The organism is Bacillus sp. FSL M8-0049 (genome assembly GCF_038593355.1).
Lineage (GTDB): Bacteria > Bacillota > Bacilli > Bacillales > Bacillaceae > Bacillus > Bacillus safensis.
This window is the reverse complement of record NZ_CP151986.1, coordinates 3,191,801-3,214,516: the sequence shown is the minus strand read 5'-3', so window position 1 is coordinate 3,214,516 and position 22,716 is coordinate 3,191,801. Positions and strand designations below refer to the sequence as shown.

At 43.5% G+C, this 22,716-nt stretch carries 20 protein-coding genes; 13 read left to right on the top strand and 7 right to left on the bottom strand.

What is annotated here, in order from left to right; genetic code table 11:
• Positions 1-5: 5 nt before the first annotated feature.
• From NSU13_RS16600 to kduI, 5 genes are all read right to left on the bottom strand, one after another.
• Complete coding sequence (locus NSU13_RS16600; RefSeq protein WP_041115549.1) at positions 6-1,151, bottom strand: Ger(x)C family spore germination protein; 1,146 nt, start codon at positions 1,149-1,151, stop codon at positions 6-8.
• On the bottom strand, positions 1,148-2,248 hold the full coding sequence (locus tag NSU13_RS16595; protein WP_342489644.1) for a GerAB/ArcD/ProY family transporter: 1,101 nt from the start codon (positions 2,246-2,248) through the stop codon (positions 1,148-1,150). The genes NSU13_RS16600 and NSU13_RS16595 overlap by 4 nt, the downstream gene beginning before the upstream one ends.
• A 3-nt stretch (positions 2,249-2,251) precedes the next feature.
• A complete protein-coding gene (locus NSU13_RS16590) occupies positions 2,252-3,718 on the bottom strand; it encodes a spore germination protein (protein ID WP_065214854.1) in 1,467 nt (488 codons plus the stop codon).
• 103 nt (positions 3,719-3,821) lie between these two features.
• Entirely contained in the window at positions 3,822-4,592 is a 771-nt protein-coding gene (gene kduD / locus NSU13_RS16585; RefSeq protein ID WP_065214853.1) for a 2-dehydro-3-deoxy-D-gluconate 5-dehydrogenase KduD, read from the bottom strand.
• Positions 4,593-4,600: 8 nt separating this feature from the next.
• A complete protein-coding gene (kduI, locus tag NSU13_RS16580) occupies positions 4,601-5,428 on the bottom strand; it encodes a 5-dehydro-4-deoxy-D-glucuronate isomerase (protein ID WP_342489643.1) in 828 nt (275 codons plus the stop codon).
• Positions 5,429-5,687: 259 nt separating this feature from the next.
• Between kduI and NSU13_RS16575 the strand changes: the two genes are divergently transcribed.
• The 12 genes from NSU13_RS16575 to NSU13_RS16520 all read left to right on the top strand — a co-directional run bounded on the left by NSU13_RS16575 (position 5,688) and on the right by NSU13_RS16520 (position 19,939).
• Positions 5,688-6,698, top strand: a complete 1,011-nt coding sequence (locus NSU13_RS16575; RefSeq protein WP_041115553.1) for a LacI family DNA-binding transcriptional regulator — start codon at positions 5,688-5,690, stop codon at positions 6,696-6,698.
• Positions 6,699-6,784: 86 nt separating this feature from the next.
• Positions 6,785-7,801 carry a sugar kinase gene (locus NSU13_RS16570; RefSeq protein ID WP_211043573.1) on the top strand — a complete coding sequence of 339 codons (1,017 nt, stop codon included), beginning with the start codon at positions 6,785-6,787 and terminating at the stop codon, positions 7,799-7,801.
• Positions 7,773-8,372, top strand: coding sequence for a bifunctional 4-hydroxy-2-oxoglutarate aldolase/2-dehydro-3-deoxy-phosphogluconate aldolase (locus NSU13_RS16565; RefSeq protein WP_041115555.1), 600 nt, complete (start codon positions 7,773-7,775; stop codon positions 8,370-8,372). Before NSU13_RS16570 ends, NSU13_RS16565 begins: the two co-directional genes overlap by 29 nt.
• Positions 8,373-8,493: 121 nt before the next feature.
• Positions 8,494-8,949, top strand: coding sequence for a GNAT family N-acetyltransferase (locus tag NSU13_RS16560; protein WP_024423655.1), 456 nt, complete (start codon positions 8,494-8,496; stop codon positions 8,947-8,949).
• A 69-nt stretch (positions 8,950-9,018) separates the two neighbouring features.
• Positions 9,019-10,020, top strand: a complete 1,002-nt coding sequence (locus tag NSU13_RS16555) for a sugar-binding protein (RefSeq protein WP_034281148.1) — start codon at positions 9,019-9,021, stop codon at positions 10,018-10,020.
• The gene (locus tag NSU13_RS16550; RefSeq protein ID WP_268412554.1) at positions 10,017-11,459 is read left to right on the top strand and encodes a sensor histidine kinase; all 1,443 of its coding nucleotides are present in this window, start codon (positions 10,017-10,019) and stop codon (positions 11,457-11,459) included. Before NSU13_RS16555 ends, NSU13_RS16550 begins: the two co-directional genes overlap by 4 nt.
• Entirely contained in the window at positions 11,453-12,871 is a 1,419-nt protein-coding gene (locus tag NSU13_RS16545; protein ID WP_252049858.1) for a response regulator, read from the top strand. Before NSU13_RS16550 ends, NSU13_RS16545 begins: the two co-directional genes overlap by 7 nt.
• Before the next feature lie 103 nt (positions 12,872-12,974).
• Positions 12,975-14,240 (top strand): ABC transporter substrate-binding protein, encoded by a 1,266-nt coding sequence (locus tag NSU13_RS16540; protein WP_326135866.1) that lies wholly within the window; start codon positions 12,975-12,977, stop codon positions 14,238-14,240.
• Between the two features lie 56 nt (positions 14,241-14,296).
• Entirely contained in the window at positions 14,297-15,268 is a 972-nt protein-coding gene (locus NSU13_RS16535) for a sugar ABC transporter permease (protein WP_326135865.1), read from the top strand.
• Entirely contained in the window at positions 15,265-16,086 is an 822-nt protein-coding gene (locus NSU13_RS16530) for a carbohydrate ABC transporter permease (RefSeq protein WP_342489642.1), read from the top strand. Before NSU13_RS16535 ends, NSU13_RS16530 begins: the two co-directional genes overlap by 4 nt.
• Positions 16,087-16,233: 147 nt before the next feature.
• The gene (gene manA / locus NSU13_RS16525) at positions 16,234-17,184 is read left to right on the top strand and encodes a mannose-6-phosphate isomerase, class I (protein ID WP_065214842.1); all 951 of its coding nucleotides are present in this window, start codon (positions 16,234-16,236) and stop codon (positions 17,182-17,184) included.
• A gap of 124 nt (positions 17,185-17,308) precedes the next feature.
• Positions 17,309-19,939, top strand: coding sequence for an N-acetylglucosaminidase (locus NSU13_RS16520; RefSeq protein WP_342489641.1), 2,631 nt, complete (start codon positions 17,309-17,311; stop codon positions 19,937-19,939).
• Positions 19,940-19,956: 17 nt separating this feature from the next.
• On the opposite strand, the gene NSU13_RS16515 is transcribed toward NSU13_RS16520, so the two are convergent.
• Positions 19,957-21,147 (bottom strand): CDP-glycerol glycerophosphotransferase family protein, encoded by a 1,191-nt coding sequence (locus tag NSU13_RS16515; protein ID WP_274608052.1) that lies wholly within the window; start codon positions 21,145-21,147, stop codon positions 19,957-19,959.
• 11 nt (positions 21,148-21,158) lie between these two features.
• The gene (locus NSU13_RS16510) at positions 21,159-21,929 is read right to left on the bottom strand and encodes a WecB/TagA/CpsF family glycosyltransferase (RefSeq protein ID WP_024426277.1); all 771 of its coding nucleotides are present in this window, start codon (positions 21,927-21,929) and stop codon (positions 21,159-21,161) included.
• Between the two features lie 365 nt (positions 21,930-22,294).
• Between NSU13_RS16510 and tagD the strand changes: the two genes are divergently transcribed.
• Positions 22,295-22,684, top strand: a complete 390-nt coding sequence (gene tagD / locus NSU13_RS16505) for a glycerol-3-phosphate cytidylyltransferase (protein WP_034281137.1) — start codon at positions 22,295-22,297, stop codon at positions 22,682-22,684.
• The last annotated feature ends 32 nt before the right edge of the window (positions 22,685-22,716 follow it).

The following is a 22,716-nucleotide window of genomic DNA, read 5'->3' as shown; positions in this document are numbered from 1 at the left end:
TTGCATTACCATCTGAAGCTTTTCGTTGCGCCTTCTGCACCAAAATTCAAGATGCTCACTTTTATGTCATACGTTATGTCTGCTTCTTGAAATAGTTTGTCCCATTCATCTCGATGCTGATCCCAATATTCAGGATACTTAATACGAAACTGCCGGCTAAAAAAAATAGGATCAACACCTACTTCATGTTGCATATGACTGACCGTTTTTTGTATGCGCTCTTTAATTTTATGAGAAAAAATCTTCTCAAATCGTTTAATGTACTGTTCATCGTATGAGTTTTCAGGGGGATATTGATCCTCTGACAATTTTCCATTTGTTTGTACTCTAACGTTAAATGAAATCTTTCCGTCTTTCAGGTAGGGTTCAATTTTGGTTTTGGCTTTCTTAATTTCATACGTAATTGGAAAGCCTTTATAGGTGGCAGGTACAACGCCGCCTGCGATACGGTCCATCACCCAGTTTAAATATTGTACATCCTGTGCAGAGATGAAACCGATCAGCTTTCTTGTTTTTCCGTGAATGATACCTGCCCCATCATAAATAAGTTCACCGTCTACCGCATCTACACTTTGCACAAGAAAGCTAACGCCCATCTGAAAGTAATCAGACGCCCGGCCAATACGTGTTGGAAGTGCAATCTTTCCGTTAAAGCTTCGGTTTTTGGATGTTTCGAAGATATGTTCAACCGGTACCTTTTGCTGTGATTTCAATTTTTGATTGATGACTTTTGACGCATCACCTCGTGTCACGAGGAGATAGCTGCTGCGCCGAACCTCATCATCTCGAATAAAATGATTGAGTGTTCCTTGAATATCGTGATGCTCCGCCTGGGTTTTGCCGAACAAGAAGATTTTCAGGTGATCACTATAGATCGGCGGGTCCTTCAAGGCGACATTACTGACAGCCTCCAGCACATTTTTTCCCTTCGAGACGACATTCACATAGCCGGGAGAATCGACTTCTTGGGTTCCGCCCGTTTTCGGTACAAGGTTTTGGTAGGTCAGCTTAACTCTATTCTCTTCTTCCTCATCTATGCCAACACCGCGTACAAACGATAGTTTTTCAATATCCTTTAAGTCCCAGCATCCTGCTGATAGAAGGAAAAGAAAGCAGGACAAAAAGAATAAAAGTACACGTCTTCCTCTCATGCAGAACGACCTCCCCATTTTTTGCGTATCATCAGCAGGACAGCTGTAATAAAAGGAATGGCTAAAACCGCGAACAATGAGTAGCCAAGTAAAGTAGAGTAGTAAAAGACTTCATTGATATTTCTTGGAAAAAGTGAGAGTGCTGATGTAATTAAAAATAACAGCCAGAGCAGTCTCGTTATATTGGTCGTTTTAAAAACGGTGAAGCAGCCTTTAATCGCAAATTGGAAAAAGCCCAGCATACAAATGAACTGCTGGCAGGTCCAAATCGTCAGTAAGAAAATATCAAATCGTTCGATAAACACCCCTTCAAGTTCAAGCGCTTGAATGAGGGAAACCGTTGGCCAGGTGAGAGATTTCGTTTCACCCACGGTCATGGAGCCAATCACTATAAAGAGTGTGAGAGAGTACACGAGAGACGTAATGCCAACGCCGATGGCAGCTGCCCATTTTGCCTTCGACCATTTGTCTTTATAAATGAGCGGCACGACAAACAAAATCACTTCAAAGCCTGTAAATTGAATAAAGGTTTGAGAGAACAGGTTACTAAAATCTTCAAAACCATGCGCCATCACAGGACGCAAATAATCAAAATCAAATATTTTCAAACAAAACAGCATGAGCGCTATGTAAATGACCATGGTGATTGGATAAATATAGGTCACCATTTTGACAACTGGAAAGATACCGCTTTTCAAATGATAGATCGCTACGAGTAAAAAAATCATCACAATCACTGCCATGGGAGTCGATTGCAGCAGGAAAAATTGAACCACTTCCCCGAGGACACGCGCTTCAAAGCCGACAATTCCTAGAAGATAAGCAATTAGCATTAAATTAAAGATTGTGCCAAAGAATGCCCCTGCTCCTTTTGTATTTGACTCAAAAATGGTGTCTGGTGCATTCTTTTCAGCAATCCAGCCCAACAAAAAAGCAACGAAAGCAAAGATGACTCCCTGTATTAATACAATGATCCAGCCATCAGGGACTCCTGAATGGGCGGAACTGCGTGGAATGGTTAAAATTCCAGCGCCTATCATTGTAGAGCTGCACAGAATGGTGACTTGTAACAATGATAGCTTTTCAGGTCTGTACATCGTTTAATCTCCTTGTCTTTTGAGATTTTTTATTTTTGCTGTTTTCGGTCTAGTTTTAAATAGCCCGATTGGTAAACGAACGTACGTATCCTTTAAATCTGAAAACGGTGAAGAAAGCACTGGTGTGAAATAGTCAAAACCAAAGGTCTTTAACTGCATCAGGTGGCAAAGCACAAATAAATAACACATGATTAAACCGTATAATCCAAACAATGCTGAACTAAAAATCGCCATAAACCGCAAAATACGCAGTGGAAAACTAAAGTCATATGACGGTGCCGTGAAGTCAGCCAATGCAGTCAGTGACACAATAATCACCATTAAGGCACTGACGATATTGGCTTGGACAGCCGCCTGACCAATAATAACGCCGCCAATGAGCCCAATTGTCTGTCCGATGGCTCTTGGAAGCCGTAGTCCAGCTTCCCGCAGCAGCTCTATCGTAAAAGACATGAGAATGGCTTCCACAACAGGAGGGAAGGGAACATTCTGCCGGCTGCCTGCGATGGTGAGTGCCATTCGTGTTGGTAATAAGCCTGGGTGATAAGAGACAAGTGCAATGTAAAGCCCGGGTAAAAAAATCGTGAGCAAAACAGCGATATAACGGAGTAAACGTAAAAGAGTTGCGCTAGTCCACCTCTGATAATAATCCTCCGGAGATTGCATCAAAGCTGTAATTGTCATAGGTAAAATGAGGGCAAAAGGAGTTCCATCGAGCAAAATCGAGACTTTGCCTTCAAGTACAGATGCAATCACTCGGTCTGGACGTTCTGTGTTTTGTATCTGTGGAAAAATGGAGATATGACTGTCCTCAATCAGCTGTTCAATATAGCCGGTTTCAGGGATGTCATCCATTTTGATTTCGGTCATGCGTGATAGCACATCTTCTACTAGTTTAGGATCAGCAATATCACGAACATACACAAGAGCAGCGGATTTTTTATTTCGAGTACCTATACTCACCTTTTGAATTACAAGGTGAGGGTCGTTTGCCCGCTCACGGAGTAAAGCCGTGTTTTTTTCAAGATTTTCAATAAAACCGATCCGCGGTCCTCTTACAAGAACTTCAGATTGCGGCTCTTCTACTTCTCTAAATTGAAAAAGATTCGTATGGAGCGCAAGCGCTTGAGCCGCTCCATCTACAAATAAAATAGCCCTGCCGCTATATAACTGCTCGATGGCAAGGTTCATATCATCCAGCACATCACTTTGAATGCCAAAGAACGTTTTTGAAAGGGAGGAAAGTGTAGTAGAACCAACCTCGGTGATGTCGAGTTCCTTTTGCATAGGTGAAATGATTTGCTTAGAAAGCATCTCAAATTCTGTGAGTCCTTCAACATACACGAGACATGCAGAAATAGTGGAAGGACCAAATGAAAAAGAGTGGAACACGATATCATCACTTCTTCCGGCAAAGCTTTTGACACGCTTAATGACGGACGCTATATCTTGTTCAATACGACTTTTCATAATACCTCACCCTCATCACATGTTTTTTATAGAGTGACTCGGAAGGTGGAGAATTATGCAAATAGAAAAAAGAGAATCCCCTAATAGGAATTCTCTCGTATATTTATCTTGCAAGCCAGCCGCCATCAACGGCTAAAATGTGGCCGTTCATATAATCAGAAGCTGGTGAGCTAAGGAAAACAGCCGCACCGGCTAGATCCTCAGGCTTTCCCCAGCGCCCAGCCGGGATTCGTTTGAGAATCTCTTCATTTCGATTTTCATCGTCACGAATGGCTTGTGTGTTATTGGTCGCAATATACCCAGGCGCAATCGCATTCACCTGAATATGCTGCTGCGCCCATTCGTTTGCAAAAGCTTTCGTCAGCCCTGCGACAGCATGCTTACTTGCTGTATAGGCGGGAACAAAGACGCCGCCTTGAAATGATAGAAGGGAGGCGATATTGACGATTTTCCCTTGCCCATTTTTCAGCATCTGCTGTCCAACCTTTTGCGTGAGGAAAAAGAGACTGTTGATATTCACATCCATGACCGTATGCCAATCTTCCTCTGAATAGTGAGCCGCCTGCTCTCTTTTAATGGTTCCAGCATTATTGATTAAAATATCAATCGTATGCTTCTTTAATATGGCATCGACAGCCTGCTTTGCAGACTGAGGATTAGAAAAGTCAACCTGAACCGCATGAAATGATCGGCCTGCCTGTTCGACTAGCGCCTTTGTTTCTTCAAGCGGTGTGTGATGGTACGTACCGATGATATCTGCACCTGATTTGGCAAGCGCCACGGCAATGCCTTGCCCAATGCCGGTTCCAGGGCCTGTCACAAGGGCTGTTTTTCCTTCAAGAGAAAAGAGGGACGCTGCATATGAAGTTGTCATCACCCTCGCTACCTCAGCTGATCCATTGGGACAAAGTCCATATCTTTGAACGTATAGTTTTCGCCCGCCATTGCCCAAATAAATGAATAATTCGCTGTTCCTGAGCCAGAATGAATGGACCAGGCAGGTGAAATGACTGCTTCCTCATTTGCCACCACAAGATGTCTCGTTTCAGATGGCTCCCCCATAAAATGAAAAACCCGTGCATCCTCTTCGATATCAAGATATAAGTACACTTCCATCCGGCGATCATGAATATGAGCGGGCATCGTGTTCCATGTATTATTGGTTTCAAGCTGAGTGATGCCCATCATGAGCTGACAGCTTTGGATGCCGTCTGCATGAATGACTTGATACAGGTTTCGTACGTTGGAAGCAGCTGCTTCTCCTAAGTGGTTTGGTGTTAATTCAGCGATGGCTGCTTTTTGCGTAGGGTACGCCCTGTGAGCCGTGGCTGATACTAAATAGAACTTGGCCTGCTTGCCTGATGAACTAGCGAACTGTACATCTTCGTGACCAAGGCCAATATATAAGAAATCTTTATGCTCCAGCACAAAGGCCTCACCATCAACAGTGACCGTTCCTTGTCCGCCGACATTCACAATCCCGATTTCTCGTCTTTCAAGAAAATACTCCGTCCTTAAAAAGTCTCCGGCATCTAGTGTGATCGGCTCTGCTGCCGGCATCGCTCCGCCAATCACCACGCGGTCCTCATGCGAGTAATAGAGCTTTAATTCACCACTGACAAACAGCGTAGGAATATGAAAATGACGACGAAGTTCCTCTGTTGTAAAACGTTTGACCTGCTCAGGATGTACAGCATAACGATTTTCCATTTGGATAAGCCTCCCTTTCCATCTGAAACAAATATTGATATTTATTTGGTATCGGTTTCAAGGAAAATTCTAGAGGAAAAAGAGAGCGCCGTCAACCGTTAATTTGAAATCGCTTTCTTTTTCTCTGGTTAGACAAATTTTTGCCATCATCATGCAAAAAAATCTTCTGAAATGCATTCAATTATGATATGCTTTTTTTAAGTTTATTTGAAATCGGTTTCGAACCAAATGAGAAGATCAATTGTGGGAGTTTTTTTGAATGAAAGAGAAAAAGCAAACGAAAGTCACCATTAATGAAGTTGCAGCTTATGCAGGGGTCTCAAAATCAACTGTATCCAGATATATCAATGGCAGAACAAATGAAATTTCTTCAGAAAAGGTAAAAAAAATCAAGAAAGCCATTGAGGAACTCCATTATCGTCCGAGTCAGCTTGCTCAAGGATTGAAAGTCAGAAAAAGCAAGGTCATTGGGTTTATTGTAGCCGACATTACGAATCCATTCTCTGTGGCAACACTTCGCGGGGTCGAAGAGATTTGTGATGAATATGGATACAGCATTATGGTGTGCAACACAGATAATCGTCCAGAAAAAGAACGGGAAATGCTCCTAAAGCTGAATGCACATTATATTGAAGGGCTCATCATCAATACGACAGGACAGAACAATGACATTCTGGAGGATTTTCAGAAAAATGGTGTGCCGATTGTTCTTGTGGACCGGAAGCTGCCTGAACTGAAAGTCGACACAGTGACCACGAATAACCGTGATATCACCATCCGGCTGCTTCAACAAATGTATGAGAAAGGCTATGATCATATCGCTTTCTTTACTGAGCCTGTCGATGGAATCAGCCCTCGTGAAGAACGAAAGGAAGCATATGAACAGACAGCTTTGAGTAAACAGAAGAAGCCGATCATTGCAGAGATTGATTTAAAGCAAAAGGAACAAATGCGCGAAGAGATTGTCCGTTTTTTACAATCAAACGAACAGAAAAAAGCGATTTTAGCCGGTAATGGATTACTCATGCTGAAGCTGATTAGTGAACTTGTAGAGCTTGGGGTGAAGATTCCTAAAGAGATAGGCATTGCAGGGTTTGATGATACAGAATGGTATAAGCTGATTGGACCTGGAATCACAACGGTTGCCCAGCCATCTCATGAAATGGGGAAAGCAGCCATGCAAAAAATCAAGACACGGCTAGAAGGGGATGAAAGTGCGCCCCAAACCATTCAGCTTGATGGAGAAATCATTGTGAGGAAATCTTTATAAACGATAGGCAGAGAAGAGTATACATACGTGCATGCTCTCTCTTTTTCAACTGATTTGAAACCGGTACCGAGGAAGGGGAGAAATGAGTGAAAGCATTGGATGCGGTCACATTTGGGGAATCAATGGCGATGTTTTATGCAGAGGAAGCCGGAGAGCTTCATCAAGTGCATACATTCCAAAAGGCGCTTGCTGGTGCAGAGAGTAACGTGGCTGTCGGCTTGGCGAGGCTGGGCTTTCATGTGGGATGGATGAGCAAAGTTGGAGCAGATTCACTTGGCACATTTATTTTAGAAGAGCTTCAAAAAGAGGGAGTCGATACAAGTGCAGTACTCCGTTCAAATGATGGGTCTCAAACGGGAATCTTACTTAAATCAAAAGTGATGGATGGAGATCCTGACGTCACGTATTATCGAAAAGGCTCTGCTGCGAGCACAATGAGTCCAAGCGACTTTCCCGCCGCCTATTTCAAACAGGCAGGCCATCTTCATATGACTGGTATTCCACCTGCCCTATCCAGTGGAATGAGAGCGTTTTCTTTTCGTGTCCTTCAAGAAATGAAAGAAGCGGGCAAAACCATTTCATTTGATCCAAATCTTCGGCTTCAGCTGTGGGAAGAGGAGGAAGATATGATTCATACGGTGAATCATATCGCTTCGCAAGTGGATTGGTTTTTTCCAGGGCTTGCAGAAGGGCAAAGGCTCACGGGTTATCAAGAGCCAGAAGAGATTGCAGATGTTTATTTGCAAAAAGGTGTCAAGCTAGTGGTCATTAAGCTAGGGGCAGAAGGCGCCTTTTATAAAAGTGCAGCCGGTCAGGGAATTGTGAATGGCTTTTATGTGCAGGATGTCGTAGACACAGTTGGAGCTGGTGATGGATTTGCAGTGGGGGTCATCAGCGGCTTGCTTGACGGCTTATCAGATGAAAAATCTGTGACAAGAGGCAATGCGGTTGGGGCACTTGCAGTGATGTCACCGGGCGATAAGGATGGACTGCCTACCCGGGAGGAGCTTCAGGCTTTTATGAAAGAAGCCAAGCGATATCAAAGGCGGGAGTACATGAAAGGGGATGAGAGATATGGGAAAGTCAGCAAGTTTGAGCGTTAAAAAGCAGCTAGCGTCTTGTAAATTGATCGCAGTTGTGAGAGCGGATAGTGAAGCAGAAGGTATTGAAATGATTGAGCGTTTAAAGAAAAAAGGAGTCCGTGCCATTGAAGTGACGTATACCACGCCAAATGCTGAACGCATCATCGCATCCTTCCAAGAGGAGCAGGACATCATTGTAGGAGCGGGAACAATTACGACGCTGGAGCAGGCACAATCAGCCATTGAGGCAGGCTCACAGTTTATCGTTAGTCCAGGATATCTTCCTATGATTGGTGAACATCTCTCATTTTACGACACACTCTATGTACCAGGTGTCCTCACCCCAAGTGAAATCATGCAGGCGAAAGCAGATGGCTACTGCTTGCTCAAGCTATTTCCAAGCGGCTCCTTCGGTTTATCCTATATGAAAAACCTGCAAGGTCCATTTCCAGAGATTGAATTTATTCCTACGGGCGGCATTCATCCAGCTGATGTTCCAAAGTGGCTCAAAGCAGGCGCGGTGGCTGTCGGTGTCGGAAGTCAGCTTGAAAGCAGTACAGCAGAGGAATTACAAGCAGTTCTTTCTTCATAAATACTTGTCAAACGAACAAACAACTGGCTCGTTGATGCCGGTTGTTTGTTCGTTTATCTGACATAACAGCAGATGAAATTTCAACTCTTCACGTACAATGTTCGTGAAGGAGTGATTGAAAATGTATATTCTACAAGATGAACTTACAGATGGACGAATTGACCAGCTGATCACCGCACATATAGAAGAGATGAAGGAGCATTCGCCGCCAGAAAGCATTCATGCCCTTCCATTAACTGATTTAAAAAAACAGGATGTCACCGTGTGGAGTGTGCGGGATGGAGAGGAGCTTCTTGGCTGCGGAGCGTTAAAGGAACTGTCAAGTGAACATGGGGAAATCAAATCGATGAGAACCGCAGCCCTCCATATGCGAAAAGGTGTAGCGAGGTATATGCTGAATCATCTTCTCCAAGAGGCAAAACGGCGCGGGTATACACGTGTCAGCTTAGAGACAGGGGCAATGGCTTTCTTTGAACCAGCAAGAAAACTATATGAGAGCGCTGGATTTCAGTATTGTCCGCCTTTTGGTACATATCAAGAAGATCCAAACAGTTTATTTATGACAAAGGAATTATAGAGGTCGAGAGAGTATGCTTATAAGCAGCTCTTTTTTTTATGCGGAAATAGTGGGAAGGAGGAGGACACGGTGAAATTATCTAAGTGGATCGGAATGAGCGCATTTCTCACATTTTGTGTGGTATCTGTCATCTTCTTAACGTTATTAGGTCAAGATTTATTTAAAATTGAAAGCGCTTCCGATGAAACGGCGTCAACGTATCAATACCATTTTGTTCTTGTACCGGAGGAACTTGATAACGAATATTGGCAGCTTGTACAAAAGGGAGCTGCGGATGCGGCAGACGTTCATCACGTATATCTAGAATATTTGGGCCCAAAACAGGCGGATGTAGACGATCATCTGAAAACCATTGATATGGCGATCGCTGGGCATGTTGATGGCATTATGACGCAGGGACTTGATGCTAAGAAATACAAACCGCTTTTTCAGAAGGCGAGGGAAAAAGGCATTGATGTCGTCACCGTCGATACGGATGCAGAGGGGAGCAAGCGTCAAGTGTATGTAGGGACGGACAATTATTATTCAGGTTTTATCGCAGGACAGGCACTCATCGCAGATACAAAAGGTGAACAGTATGTAGGAATTGTCACAGGCAGGCTGGATGCCATTCATCAAAAGCTGCGCGTCAAGGGCTTTCGAGATGCCGTCTCTGCTGAAAAACGCATTCATATTGCTGGAATAGAAGAATCAGCCATTACGAAGTCAGGTGCCTCAGGTGCCGCTTATAAACTATTAAACGATCATGCAAAGCTCACCTCATTTTATGGCACAAGTGCATTAGATGGTGCAGGCATCATCCAAGCAATTGCACAGTATCGATCATCCACTGATTTTTATGTGCTTGCATTTGACACATTGCCTGATACGATTCAGGCGCTTGATGATGGGACAATTGATGCCGTCGTCGTGCAGCATCCTTATGAAATGGGCTATCAAGCGGTTGAATCGCTTGTTCGTTTGCAGAAAGGTGAAAAAGAAGAACCGCTCCAGTACACGGGAACGAGTGTGATCCGGCGCGGGGATCTGCCTCTTCAGCAAACAGACAGAAAGCAGGGGATGCAGCCATGAGAAAGATTCGAAGTAAGCTGTTATTAGCATTTTTAATCCTTGTGCTTCTTGGCAACGTAGCCGCTTTTTTTGTCTACTGGAGCAGTTCAAAAATCACATCAGAATATAGCCGGAGCTTCCGTTCTTTTCTCTTGCTCAATGATATATCAACAGAGGCGAAAACGATGTATGAAAAGGTCAATGCCTATGCCATTGAAAAGGATCGGAAGTTTGCCAAAGAATATCTTACGTCAAAACAGAAAATGAAATCATACGATCAAGCGCTGCGAAAGGATGCCGGTCTTCATGCGGCAATTCCTTCTATTGAAAAATATCAATATATGATGCGGACGCTCATCAATGAAAGTGATGCGACCATGACACATGTGAAAGCAGGGAAAATCGAAGAATATGCTGCAAGTGTGAAGGAAGTGAGAACCGTCTCCTCCTATATACAAGAGCAGACGATGACCCTGCTTGATGATGAATTATCTGAGTATCAGATACTCTATCAATCTCTTCAAAAAAGGCATCAAACCTATGCGCTCTTTACCTTATGCCTGTTTACGTTATCAATCGGGGTCGCCTTATGGATGGCGTATATGATTGCTGGCGGGATCTCAAGACCCATCGTTCATCTGTCCCGAAGTGTAAAAGAAGTATCAGAAGGAAATTTTGATGGAGCGAATTTGCATGTTACCACAAAGGATGAAATCTCTGTTTTAAATGAAGCCTTTCAGCGAATGCGGCAAGAGATGAAAATGATGATTGAAGAGATCAAACAAAAGGCAGCATTAGATCAAAAAATCAAAGACATGAAGCTAAAAACGCTGCAAAACCAAATGAACCCGCATTTTTTATTTAACACATTAAACATCGTTTCACGGATGGCTTACTTAGAATCAGCAGAAGCCACATCGAGGTTGATTCAATCCGTTTCCACGCTGATGCGGTATTCGCTGTCTGCTCTAAGTACATCCGTTACATTGGAACAAGAAGTGAAAGTGGTGAAAGAATATTTTCATATACAAGAAACGAGATTTGCCGATCGTATTACGTGCAAAACCTCCATCGATGAATCATGTTTATCTGTGCATATCCCAAGTCTTACCTTACAGCCGCTTGTCGAAAATGCCTTCATTCATGGCGTTGAACCAAAGGAGGAAGAGGGACTTGTTGAGCTCTCGATCTATCAAGAAGGCGGCTATGTGATGATTCAGATTCAGGACAATGGAATGGGCATCAATGAACAGGAGAAAAGAAGATTGCTGTCAGAAAAAGAAGAGGAAGATCCGAACATACTGAGTAAAGGCCACTCGACAGGAATCGGTCTTCGAAATGTAATGTCAAGACTGCGCTTGTTTTACGGGGTGCAAGATGCCCTTCAAATTGATTCAAAGCCAAACGAAGGCACCACCATACAATTGGCTATTCCGATAAAGGAGGGACCGGCATGCTGAACGTGCTGATTGTCGATGATGAAAAAATAGAACGGCTAGCGATGCGGAAGTTCTTAACCGAATGGCTTCCAGAGTGTCATATAGCAGGAGAAGCGGAAAATGGAAAGAAGGCGGTTGAATTCGTGCGGTCTGAGCCCATTCATCTTGTGCTCATGGATATTCAGATGCCTGGCATGGATGGACTGACAGCGATCAAACAGATCAAAGCAAGCAGTCCTCATACAAAATTCATTATGCTGACAGCCTACGATACATTCGATTACGCCAAGCAAGCGATGCAGGAAGGGGTGAAACAATACCTCGTCAAACCAGCTGACAAGGATGAAACCATCGCAGCCATTCGATTTGTAGCAGCAGAGATTCAGCAGGAGGCGTCTCTACGGCAGGAGGCAGCGGCCGATCAGCAGTCAAAGTGGCTTGAAGCGCATGTCATGAACGGTCAATCTTATACCGAAATGGAGTTTCAACAACTATTTTCCGAATATGAAGCAGGTCTTATCATTGCTGTGCAACGGACAGAAGGAGATCAGCTGTTGATCGATTTACAGAAATCTGCACGATTTCATACGGTGCCGATTCAGATGGGGGGAGAACTGTTTACATGTCTCATTTATAGTCAGCAGGGACCAGGTCAGCTAAAGGCAGAGGTGCTGCAAGCCATTCGAGCTGCCATGACAAACGGTCAGCCTTCACCTGTCGTTGGCATAGGGCATCCAGTCTCAAACCCGCTTCATCTTCAGAAAAGTGCAGCAGAGGCGAAGCTTTCCTATTATCAGCGAAAAAAGAGTGGCGGCGTTGTTCGTTATGGCTTTTACCAAACAGAAGTGAAGCCCCGCCCATTGATTCATCTGCCGGAGCTTGCAGACAGCATGATGCAGGCGCTCGAGGAAGGGAGAAGAGAGGATGCGCTGGCTTTATTTGATGCCTTTGAATTAGAGGGGGCGGCGATTTCGCAGGTAAAAGAACTGCTGATTCTCTTCAAATCACGCCTCCGTACAGACCTATCGATATTGACAATCAGCACCGCTGCTGAATGCCGCCAGTGCTGTGAACACCTATTTGACGTGTATGAAGCGAGAACACAGACCATCAATGACATCGAGCGGGCAAAACGTTACATCAAAACGCATTATTGTGAACAGATCACGCTTGAGCAAACGGCCGCTTATGTTGATTTAAGTCCAACCTATTTCACAAAACGATTTAAAGACGAGACGGGTCTGACATTTAAAGAGTATGTGACAGCCTGCCGGCTGGATAAAATCAAAAAGCTCCTCAAAGACAGCACGCTTAGCTTAAAAGAAATTACCTATCAGGCAGGATATACAGATCCTAATTACGTCAGCCGTGTGTTTAAGAAGATGGTCGGCTGTTCACCGAAGGAATATCGAAAACAGGCCGTAAAAAAATGAAGAATTTCATAAAAAAGTGAAGAAGTTTGCCTGAAAATAAGCAAGGATCTGCCATTATACTTATTTTGATAACGCTCACAAAATGGGGATAGGGGGATCAATTATGAAGTTCAAATTAGGCTTTACACTGCTGGCACTCTGTATGCTTATCGTCACTGCCTGCAGCTCATCGACGAACTCAGAGGCAAAAAAAGAAGGCGGAGCGGAGAAGCTCGAAATTTTCTCTTGGTGGACAGGAGCGGGTGAGGAAGACGGGCTGAAGGCACTCATTCAATTGTTTGAAGAGGAGAATAAAGACATTCCAATTGAAAATGCAGCCGTTGCAGGTGGTGCTGGTACAAATGCAAAGGCTGTCCTGACTAGCCGGATGCAGGGAAATGATCCGCCTGCTACGTTTCAAGTGCATGGCGGGGCGGAGCTGAATGAGAGCTGGGTCGCGGCAGGCAAAATGGAGCCTCTGGATGATTTATATGAAAAAGAAGGCTGGAAAGACAAATTTCCAAAATCACTGATTGATCTTGTCAGCAAAGATGGGAAAATCTATTCCGTGCCAGTGAACATTCACAGGGGCAATGTGCTTTGGTATAACAAGAAAGTATTTGATGATGCAGGCTTAGAGCCGCCAACGACATTTGATGAATTTTTCAAAACAGCAGATGCATTAAAGAAAAAAGGAATCACACCACTTGCACTTGGAGATAAGGAGCCTTGGGCAGCGACTCATTTGTTTGAAAGTGTTTTGCTGGGTGTATTAGGGGCAGATGGTTATCAAAAACTTTGGGCTGGCGAGATGAAAATGGATGACCCGAAAGTGAAGGAAGCGGCAGACATCTTTGGACGTATGCTCGAATACGTCAATGACGATCACAGTTCACGTAACTGGCAGGATGCCTCACAGCTCGTGGCAAAAGGAGAAGCGGCAATGAATGTCATGGGCGACTGGGCGAAGGGGTACTTTGTGAATGATCTTGATTTGAAGGTGAATCAAGACTTTGGATACGCGGCGACTCCTGGAACGGAAGGAAGCTTTATGGTGATCACCGATACATTTGGACTGCCAAAGGGTGTGAAACAGCCAGAAAACGTGAAGAAATTCTTATCTGTTTTAGGATCTGTTGAAGGACAGGATGCGTTTAATCCGCTAAAAGGATCGATTCCAGCACGTGTGGATGCAGATGTATCAAAATATGATGAATACGGAAAATCGGCGATGAAGGCATTTAAAGAGTCAAAACTGGCGCCGTCTCTTGCTCATGGCTCAGCTGCTGAAGAAGGGTTTGTGACAAAAGCGAATCAAGCCGTCAATATCTTCGTGACACAAAAAGACAGCAGTCAGTTTGTTTCATCATTAAAAGATGCAATGAAATAAAGACGAAGGAGGCGGCGGCTAGGCACCGCCTCTTTTTTAAAAAGGAGTGTAGCTTCATGCGCATAGACACATCGCCGATGGCAAAAACACCTGTGCCCAAAGTTAAACGTATGCGGAAAAAACGGAATGGAGACCAGCTGCTGGCGCTGCTCTTTTTAGCCCCGTCAGCAGTATTATTATTCATCTTTGTTTACGGTTTTATCGGCTGGACAGGATATGTGTCATTATCAAACTGGACCACGCTTGTTCCTGATTTCTCTTTCGCAGGTCTTCGCAATTATGTCATGCTGTTTCAAGATTTCCGCTTTCAATCAGATCTTCGAAACACGGTCTTTTTCACTTTATTTTTTATTGGGGCTGTCATTATCTCTGGTCTTGCACTTGCGATTTTACTAGATCAGAAGATCAAGGGGGAATCTCTTTTTCGGAATTTATTCTTCTTTCCGATGGCCCTTTCCTTCGTTGTCACAGGAGTCGTATGGCAATGGATTTTAAACCCGTCAACTGGGGTAAATTTATTTTTGAAAACGCTTGGTATCCAGCCTAAGTGGTATACGGATACGAATATATTGGCCGGATTTGTCTGGGGGAAAATTGAGTTTGGTGTACCTGCGGCCATGATTGCTGTTGTGATTGCAGCTGTTTGGCAAATGACAGGCTTCTCTCTGGCGATGTATTTGGCGGGTCTGCGAGGAATTCCAGAGGAAGTAAGAGAGGCTGCTAGAATGGATGGTGCAACGGAGTGGCAGATTTACTGGAAAATCATTTTCCCTCTTTTAAAACCGATTACTGCAAGTGTTGTCATCATCATGGCTCACATTTCTTTAAAGATCTTCGATTTGATTTACTCGATGACAGGGCCGGGTGCGAACTTTGTCACGGATGTACCAGGCGTGTATATGTTTGAAATGACCTTTAGAGGAAACCATTATGCAGGCGGTGCCGCCATTGCGGTTGTCATGCTGATCTCTGTTGCGGTCTTTATCGTGCCATATCTCCTGTCGAGCCGGAAGGGGGCATCATCATGACAGCCAGATGGTTTGTCCGTCCAGTTCTTTATGCTTTATTGATTTTGTGCAGTCTCTTTTTTCTGATGCCTGTTTATGTCATGCTCGTCACAAGCTTGAAGCCATTAGGTGAAGTCACCCTTGAGCGAATGTGGTCGCTGCCATCTACTATTGATTTTTCAAGCTATCAAATCGCGTTTGAAAAGCTGGCGCCCAATTTAATGAATTCTTTTTATCTTGTCATTCCTGCTACTTTATTGTCAGCTGTATTAGGTGCAATGAATGGCTATGTATTATCAAAATGGCGTTTCAAAGGATCAGAAGTCGTCTTTACGCTGATGCTGTTTGGGATGTTTATTCCATATCAAAGTATTCTGATCCCGCTCATTCAATTTTTGCGTGAAGTCGGATTGTATAATTCAATTCCAGGGCTTGTGCTTGTCCATGTCGTATACGGGCTTCCGATCACAACACTCATGTTCCGAAATTTCTATGTGAGCATCCCAGATGAAATGATTGAATCGGCGAAAATGGATGGCGCAGGGTTTATCGGGATTTTCAGACATATGATTCTGCCGCTTTCGATCACAGGATTTGTTGTGGTGGCCATTTGGCAGTTCACAAATGTGTGGAATGAATTCTTATTTGCGGTTACGATGACCACTGCGGAGCATCAGCCGGTAATGGTAGCCTTGCAAAACCTATCAGGCAGTCAAATTGTGCAATGGAACGTCCAAATGGCAGGGGCGATATTGGCTGCGCTGCCGACCCTGCTCGTCTATATACTTCTTGGAAAATACTTTGTCAAAGGGCTTCTCGCAGGCTCTGTCAAAGGGTAAAATATTTTTTGTGTTATCGTTTTCATTCGGTGTACTGAAAGGATTGACTTCTCTTTAGATAGCGTCATAATAAAAGTTGAGACTTACTAGTTTTCATCAAGCTAGGTAAGGATTATCAAAGGGTAGCAAAGGGAGGAGTCATCCTGAATGAAGCAGTCACCAATTTTTTTACTGCCTGAATTGAAGGAGAGAATATGGGGAGGTACAGCCTTAAGGGATCAATTTGGCTATGATATTCCTTCTGATCAAACGGGAGAATGCTGGGCAATTTCTGCTCATCCAAACGGGCCAAGTGTCGTGCAAGACGGTCCATATAAAGGGAAAACGCTGATCGAACTCTGGGACAATCATAGAGAATTGTTCGGGGGGATAGAAGGCGACCGATTCCCGCTGTTAACCAAAATTTTAGATGCAAACCAAGACTTGTCCGTGCAAGTACATCCAGATGATGATTATGCGGAAAGACATGAAAATGGCGAGCTTGGAAAAACAGAGTGCTGGTATATCATTGACTGCAAAGAAGGAGCAGAAATGATCTATGGGCACAATGCAAGAACAAGAACTGAGCTTGTCACCATGATGAATAGTGGAGATTGGGAAGGTCTTTTGCGGCGGGTGAAGATTAAGCCTGGTGATTTTTATTATGTGCCAAGCGGTACCATTCATGCGCTTTGCGAAGGAACGCTTGTCCTTGAAACGCAGCAAAGCTCAGATACAACTTATCGCGTATATGATTATGAACGAAAAGATCAGGATGGCAATGAACGTGAACTTCATTTTGCGCAAGCGATTGATGTCACAACGGTTCCTCATGTAGACGGGTATGCAGATGAATCAGTTGAAACACGCCGGGGAGTGACCATTCGTACATTTGTCGAAGCAGAATATTTCTCTGTGTATAAATGGGAAATTGATCAAAAAGTAGAGCTTTCGCAGGATTATCCGTTTTTGCTATGCAGTGTGATTCATGGAGAAGGGTCTTTAGAGCATGACGGAAACACATATCCACTGCCAAAGGGCGCTCATTTTATTCTGCCGGCTGAAACAGGAAGCTTCTCAATTGAAGGATCTTGTGAACTGATTGTGTCGCATATATAAGGAAAAGAGGACTTCGAGGGGGTCCTCTATTTTTCTATTGCATAAATGACTTGAAAGAGTACTTGTTTTTGTCGATAAAGAGATTAGTAGACTATTATGCAAAGTTAAGAGAGGGACAGGGAACGTGAAAAAAACCATCAAGATTATGTTACTCGCAGCTGCCTTTGGTATGACATTACACACGGGTAAAGAAGCGCAAGCAGCCTCCTATGTCGATCAATCCATTTATACGATGAACACCTCAAAAGTATTTACAACAGAAGCAGAAGTGAAAAAAGCAGTGGAAACACTGAAGAAAGACAAAAAGTGGACAGCCACTTATCAAACCTCAGGAAATACGTCGACCTATCAGCTCACTGCTTCAGGATATGATTCGCAAGCAGCAGCGAATGCAAGTGCAGCTGCATTAAAAAAAGAAGTAGGCATGAGCGGTACGGTGTCTCCAGTAGGTGACCGCCTTCCTTTACAAAAGGTCGTATCTGATCCAGTTAATGATGAAAGTCAGGCGAAAAAGCTTTCACTCGAACTAACGAAAACATCAGGGCTCAATAGCTCCTATGAAGTCATCAATCAAAGCAAACCTTCTTATCAGGTCATATCAGGAGCCATTGATTCTGAAACGAAAGTGAAAAATATTCAAACCGAGCTGCAAAAGCAGGCAGGCGTCACCAGTACATACCAAACCGAAACGAAAGCTGGCACTGTGTATCAGCTGATTTCAAGCGGTATTGTTGGACAAAGTAAGGCGAATACCATTCTGCAAGGCTTTCAAAAGGCATCCGGCTTAACAGCAGTGCTTCAAACGGTGACAGCAGGTAAGCCGTATTACATCGTCACATCCGCTGCACAAGCGAACCAGTCGAAAGCACAGACGCTTCTTACTCAACTGCAAAAGGAAGCAAAGATCAGCGGGAAGATTCAAAAGACAGGTGCTTTAAAAAATGTCTACAGCTTGGAATCAGGCTATTTTAAAGACAACAAACAAGCAGCTTCAGCTGCAGCTCAGATTAAGAAACAAACCGGTGCTGCAGGTACTGTGCAGCGCGTGGGAAAAACAAAAAATTATATCGTGAAGCTCAATCAACTGAACGATACAGCTTACGCCAAAACGGTAGCCTTTTTCAAGAAAAAGAAATGGCGCTACACGTCCAAAAAGATTTCTTCTACACAGCCATATCAAGTCGTGACGGGAAACCTTTTAGGAGATGACCAAGTCAAAAAAGCAGCGGCTTTCTTCCAAAAGAAAAAAGTATCTGCGACAACGAAAAAAACTGGCAAGGTATCAGACAGCACGTATCGACTCGTCGTCAATCAAGCAGTGGACCAAGCGAAAGTGAATAAAGGGGCCGCCTACTTAAAAACGCAGCAGCTGACAAGCAGCATAACCACAAGTAAGGGACAGGCTGTCAGCAAAACGTATAGTCTCAAGACAACACCTGTATATGAACAAAGTAAAGTGAAGCAGGCTCAAGAGATTATCAAGAAAAATGGCGTTGCCAGCAGTACAAAAACGCTGACAGAAGCGGTCAAGCAATACCGTATCACGACAAAGCCGACAGTGAATCAGACAAAACTGAATCAAGCACTCAGCTATTTGACGAAACAAAAAATGAAGGCCGCTGCACAAAAAACAGGCGCAGCCGATTATGCTCAATATCAGATCAAAACAGGTGCCATCTCAACCGCTGCACTGCGTGATCAAGGTATGGCATTTTTCAAAAAACGGAATGAAACCGCTGCGTATACAACCACAACGAAACCAGCTTACAAAATCAACATTACGCAGCAATTTACAGGATTACCAACTGTAAATGAAGCCATTGCTTTTGTGAAAAGCCAATATGGCTGGACCGCCACAGCCGTAAAAATTAAAAATGGCCCAATGGTTATGCAAACGAACTACAACCTTACTGTCAATGAGATGGTCAACAAACAAATGAAGGTGTCGCCACAGACAGATGGTGCGGCCTATGTCTATGCAGCATATGTAGACGAAGCAACATCGACAGTGAATACGGATGGCTTAAATGTCCGTTCTACACCTGATTCGAGCTCTGCAAGCAACATTGTGGCACAGCTCAATAAAGGAGCAAAAGTAAAACAGCTTGGGAAAGAAGGGAACTGGATCAGGATCAACCTCGGCTGGAGAAATGCAAGTGCAGCAGAGGTGCAAAAATATGTAGATCCAGCTAATATTGCAGAAGGCACGCAATCTTATTTTCAATTTCTGAAACTCTCTGAAGCTGCGAATCTCAATCCAGCAGAGGTCAATTCAAAGATTTTAGCAGGAAAAGGGATTCTTGCGGGTAAAGGACAGGCCTTTATTACAGCAGCAAAAACGTATCATATCAACGAAATTTATCTTATTTCTCATGCGTTGCTTGAAACGGGTAACGGAAGTTCCATTTTAGCGAATGGTACAATGTATAATGGAAAGAAAGTTTATAACATGTATGGCATTGGCGCATATGACAGCAATCCGAATTATCTTGGTGCAAAGTATGCGTATGAACAGCAATGGTTCACGCCAGAGGCTGCCATTATTGGCGGAGCAAAATTCATTGGCAACAGCTATATCAATAATGCCACATACAAGCAAGATACAATTTATAAAATGCGCTGGTCGGCTGCAGCGACTCATCAATATGCAACAGATATTGGCTGGGCTTCTAAGCAAGTCACTCGCATGTATAGTTTGTATAACCTGCTTGATGACTATACGCTGTATTACGATATCCCGGTGTATAACAAATAAAAAAACGTCCGTGCTTTCTAATGAGAAGCCGGACGTTTTTTGTGTAGGAGCAGCTGCTGTTCAATGAATGAGAGGAGCTGCTGACTTGATTGTCCCTTTGAATATTGGTTCCATTCCTCAGCAAAGGTTTTGATTCGTTCTTTATTGTTTAATGCGTTTAGGTGCAAAAGCTCCTGCAAGAGCATGTCTTGAGTGACGCAAGCCTTACCAGGAATGATGTCTTCATACCGGTCGACTAAGCCGCGTTTCTCCCGATAAGTGTCTAAGTCATAAGTGAAGAACAAGACAGGCTTTTCGAGCAGTGCATACTCAAACACAATGGACGAATAATCTGTCACCAGGACATCACAAGCACAAAGCAATGGATAGAGCGGCTGATCGGACACATCAAATATCCATTCACCGTCAGTTTCTGCTTTCGCTAAATGTTTGACCGCAGGATGAAGCTTGACGAGCAGAATGTAATCGCCATTCAGCTCAGTTTGCAGCTGCTCTTTTGAAAAAGGCAGCACAAGACCGTCCATTGCAAAGTCTCGATAGGTCGGTGCATAGAGTAGGATCTTTTTCCCTTTTGGAACATCATGCAGCTTCAAGGAAGGCTGGTGCTGTTCATAGTACACATCCGTCAGTGGTACACCAGTTGGTAAAAAGCGTTCATCTTTGACCCCAAACGAGGTCTTGAAAATCTCACGCATGTGATCTGAGCCTGTCACGATGTAATCGAAAGACGCATAGACGCGTTTGAAGCGTTTGATATCACGTGGACTCCGGTCAGAATTTGAAGCATCTTCAAGCCCGAACTTTTTCAAAGCCCCATTGGCATGCCAAACTTGAATACAAGTTGTAGAAGGCCGTTTTCTTAGCACACTCGTCATGAGAAAGTAATTATCCGTCACGACAACCTTGCTTTTAAACATCGTATATATACATTGAATGAGATGGAGAGGATTTTTTTCATGAAAATAGCGAAATGACAGATGAGGCCCGTCCTTTTCTATCGCAGAAGCATGCTTCGTATAGAGGATAGTGAGCTTCATTGTCATGTTCGCCTGTTGTTGATAAGTATGAATGAGAGCAGCCGCATTCTCTTGAAATGAAACAAGCAGCGTCACCTGGTTTTCACGAGGTTTCACGCCGCTCATTAGCCATCCAATGAAAGAAATAAAAGCTGCGTAACATGAAATCATCATTGAGCGTATATTCATCATTTATCAGTCTCTCACAGCTGCTTCGTCTGATCCTTTACCTGCTCAGGATAGTAACGTTTTTTTCCTTTGCTTTCTTTCAATACGGCAAAAGCGTACTTAGGAATATTGAGCATTCGTTTCCATCTCCATGGATTCACAATCAATCTGTACAGCCATTCTGTATTTGTCTTAATCATCCAGCGTGGTGCACGCTTCACCGTTCCGCTAAATACATCAAAGCTTCCGCCTAAACCGATGCAAACAGCCTGCGGGAATAAATGGCGGTATTCGTAAATAAAGTTCTCTTGGTTTGGATAACCTAATGCAACGAACACCATATCAGGTTTCGAGCGCGCGATTTGCTTCGCTACGAAACGTTTATCGGCTTGATAGCCGTCACAGCTTCCGGCGAGGACCACATTTGGATATTCCGTATCAATTCGCTGTTTCACAGCCTCAAGCACTTCTTTTTTCGCACCATATAAAAAGATTCTTTTAGACTGCTTGTTTGCTAGGTCAAGCATAGACATGAAGACATCAAAGCCGGCAATTCTTGACTTAAGCGGACTTTGGGTCATGCGGGACATCAATACGACGCCTACGCCATCCGGCAGTACATAATCCGCAGATGAGACGACTTGATGGTACGCATGATCCTTCATGACGGCATAGCCTATCTCTGGATTGACAGTCGCAATCATGGCGCCTCTTCTCTGAGAAATATGATGCTGGTTCATATAGCTGATAAATTCATCTAAGTCGCCGTTTACATAAGAAAGGTTAGAGACCACTTCTGTTTGCATTGTTTAGACCTCCTTTTTAACTTGTTATCTATGAACGTTCATTGTAAATTCATTCTTCGCCTACTCATCATTTTATCACAGATGCTCCACGAAATATTAACAATAACTTTACAAACCTTTAAATTTCATGACATTTTCATCATTTCATCTCGACGATCCTTTGTGAAACATTGATTCTTCGGACTTTTCCTCCTGCGCCCAATAAATTGGAAATAGTTTGTCTTTACATTTTCTTAACCTTTCATAGGCGTTGTGATATAATGAAATTCCGAAGAGCGAAAAATGATCGATGATAATAAGATTACGGATAACATTACTGCTTGAAGCAGACGAATAAGGATGAAAGAAAGGAGTTTATGTTTGCAATGAAGAAAGTTATTACTTACGGTACATTTGATTTATTACACTGGGGGCACATTAAGCTGCTAGAACGTGCAAAGCAGCTCGGAGATTACTTAGTGGTGGCCATCTCTACAGACGAGTTTAACTTACAAAAATCTAAAAAAGCTTATCACAGTTACGAACATAGAAAGCTGATTCTTGAAACCATTCGTTATGTTGACGAAGTCATTCCAGAAAACAGCTGGGATCAAAAAGTCCATGATGTGCAAGAGCATGATATCGATGTGTTTGTTATGGGAGATGACTGGGAAGGCAAATTCGATTTTTTAAAAGAACATTGCGAAGTCGTATACTTGAAAAGAACAGAAGGTATCTCGACAACACAAATTAAAGAAGAAATTGCTGGACTTTAATAGATCAAAAAAGTACTTCTTATCTTTTGGTA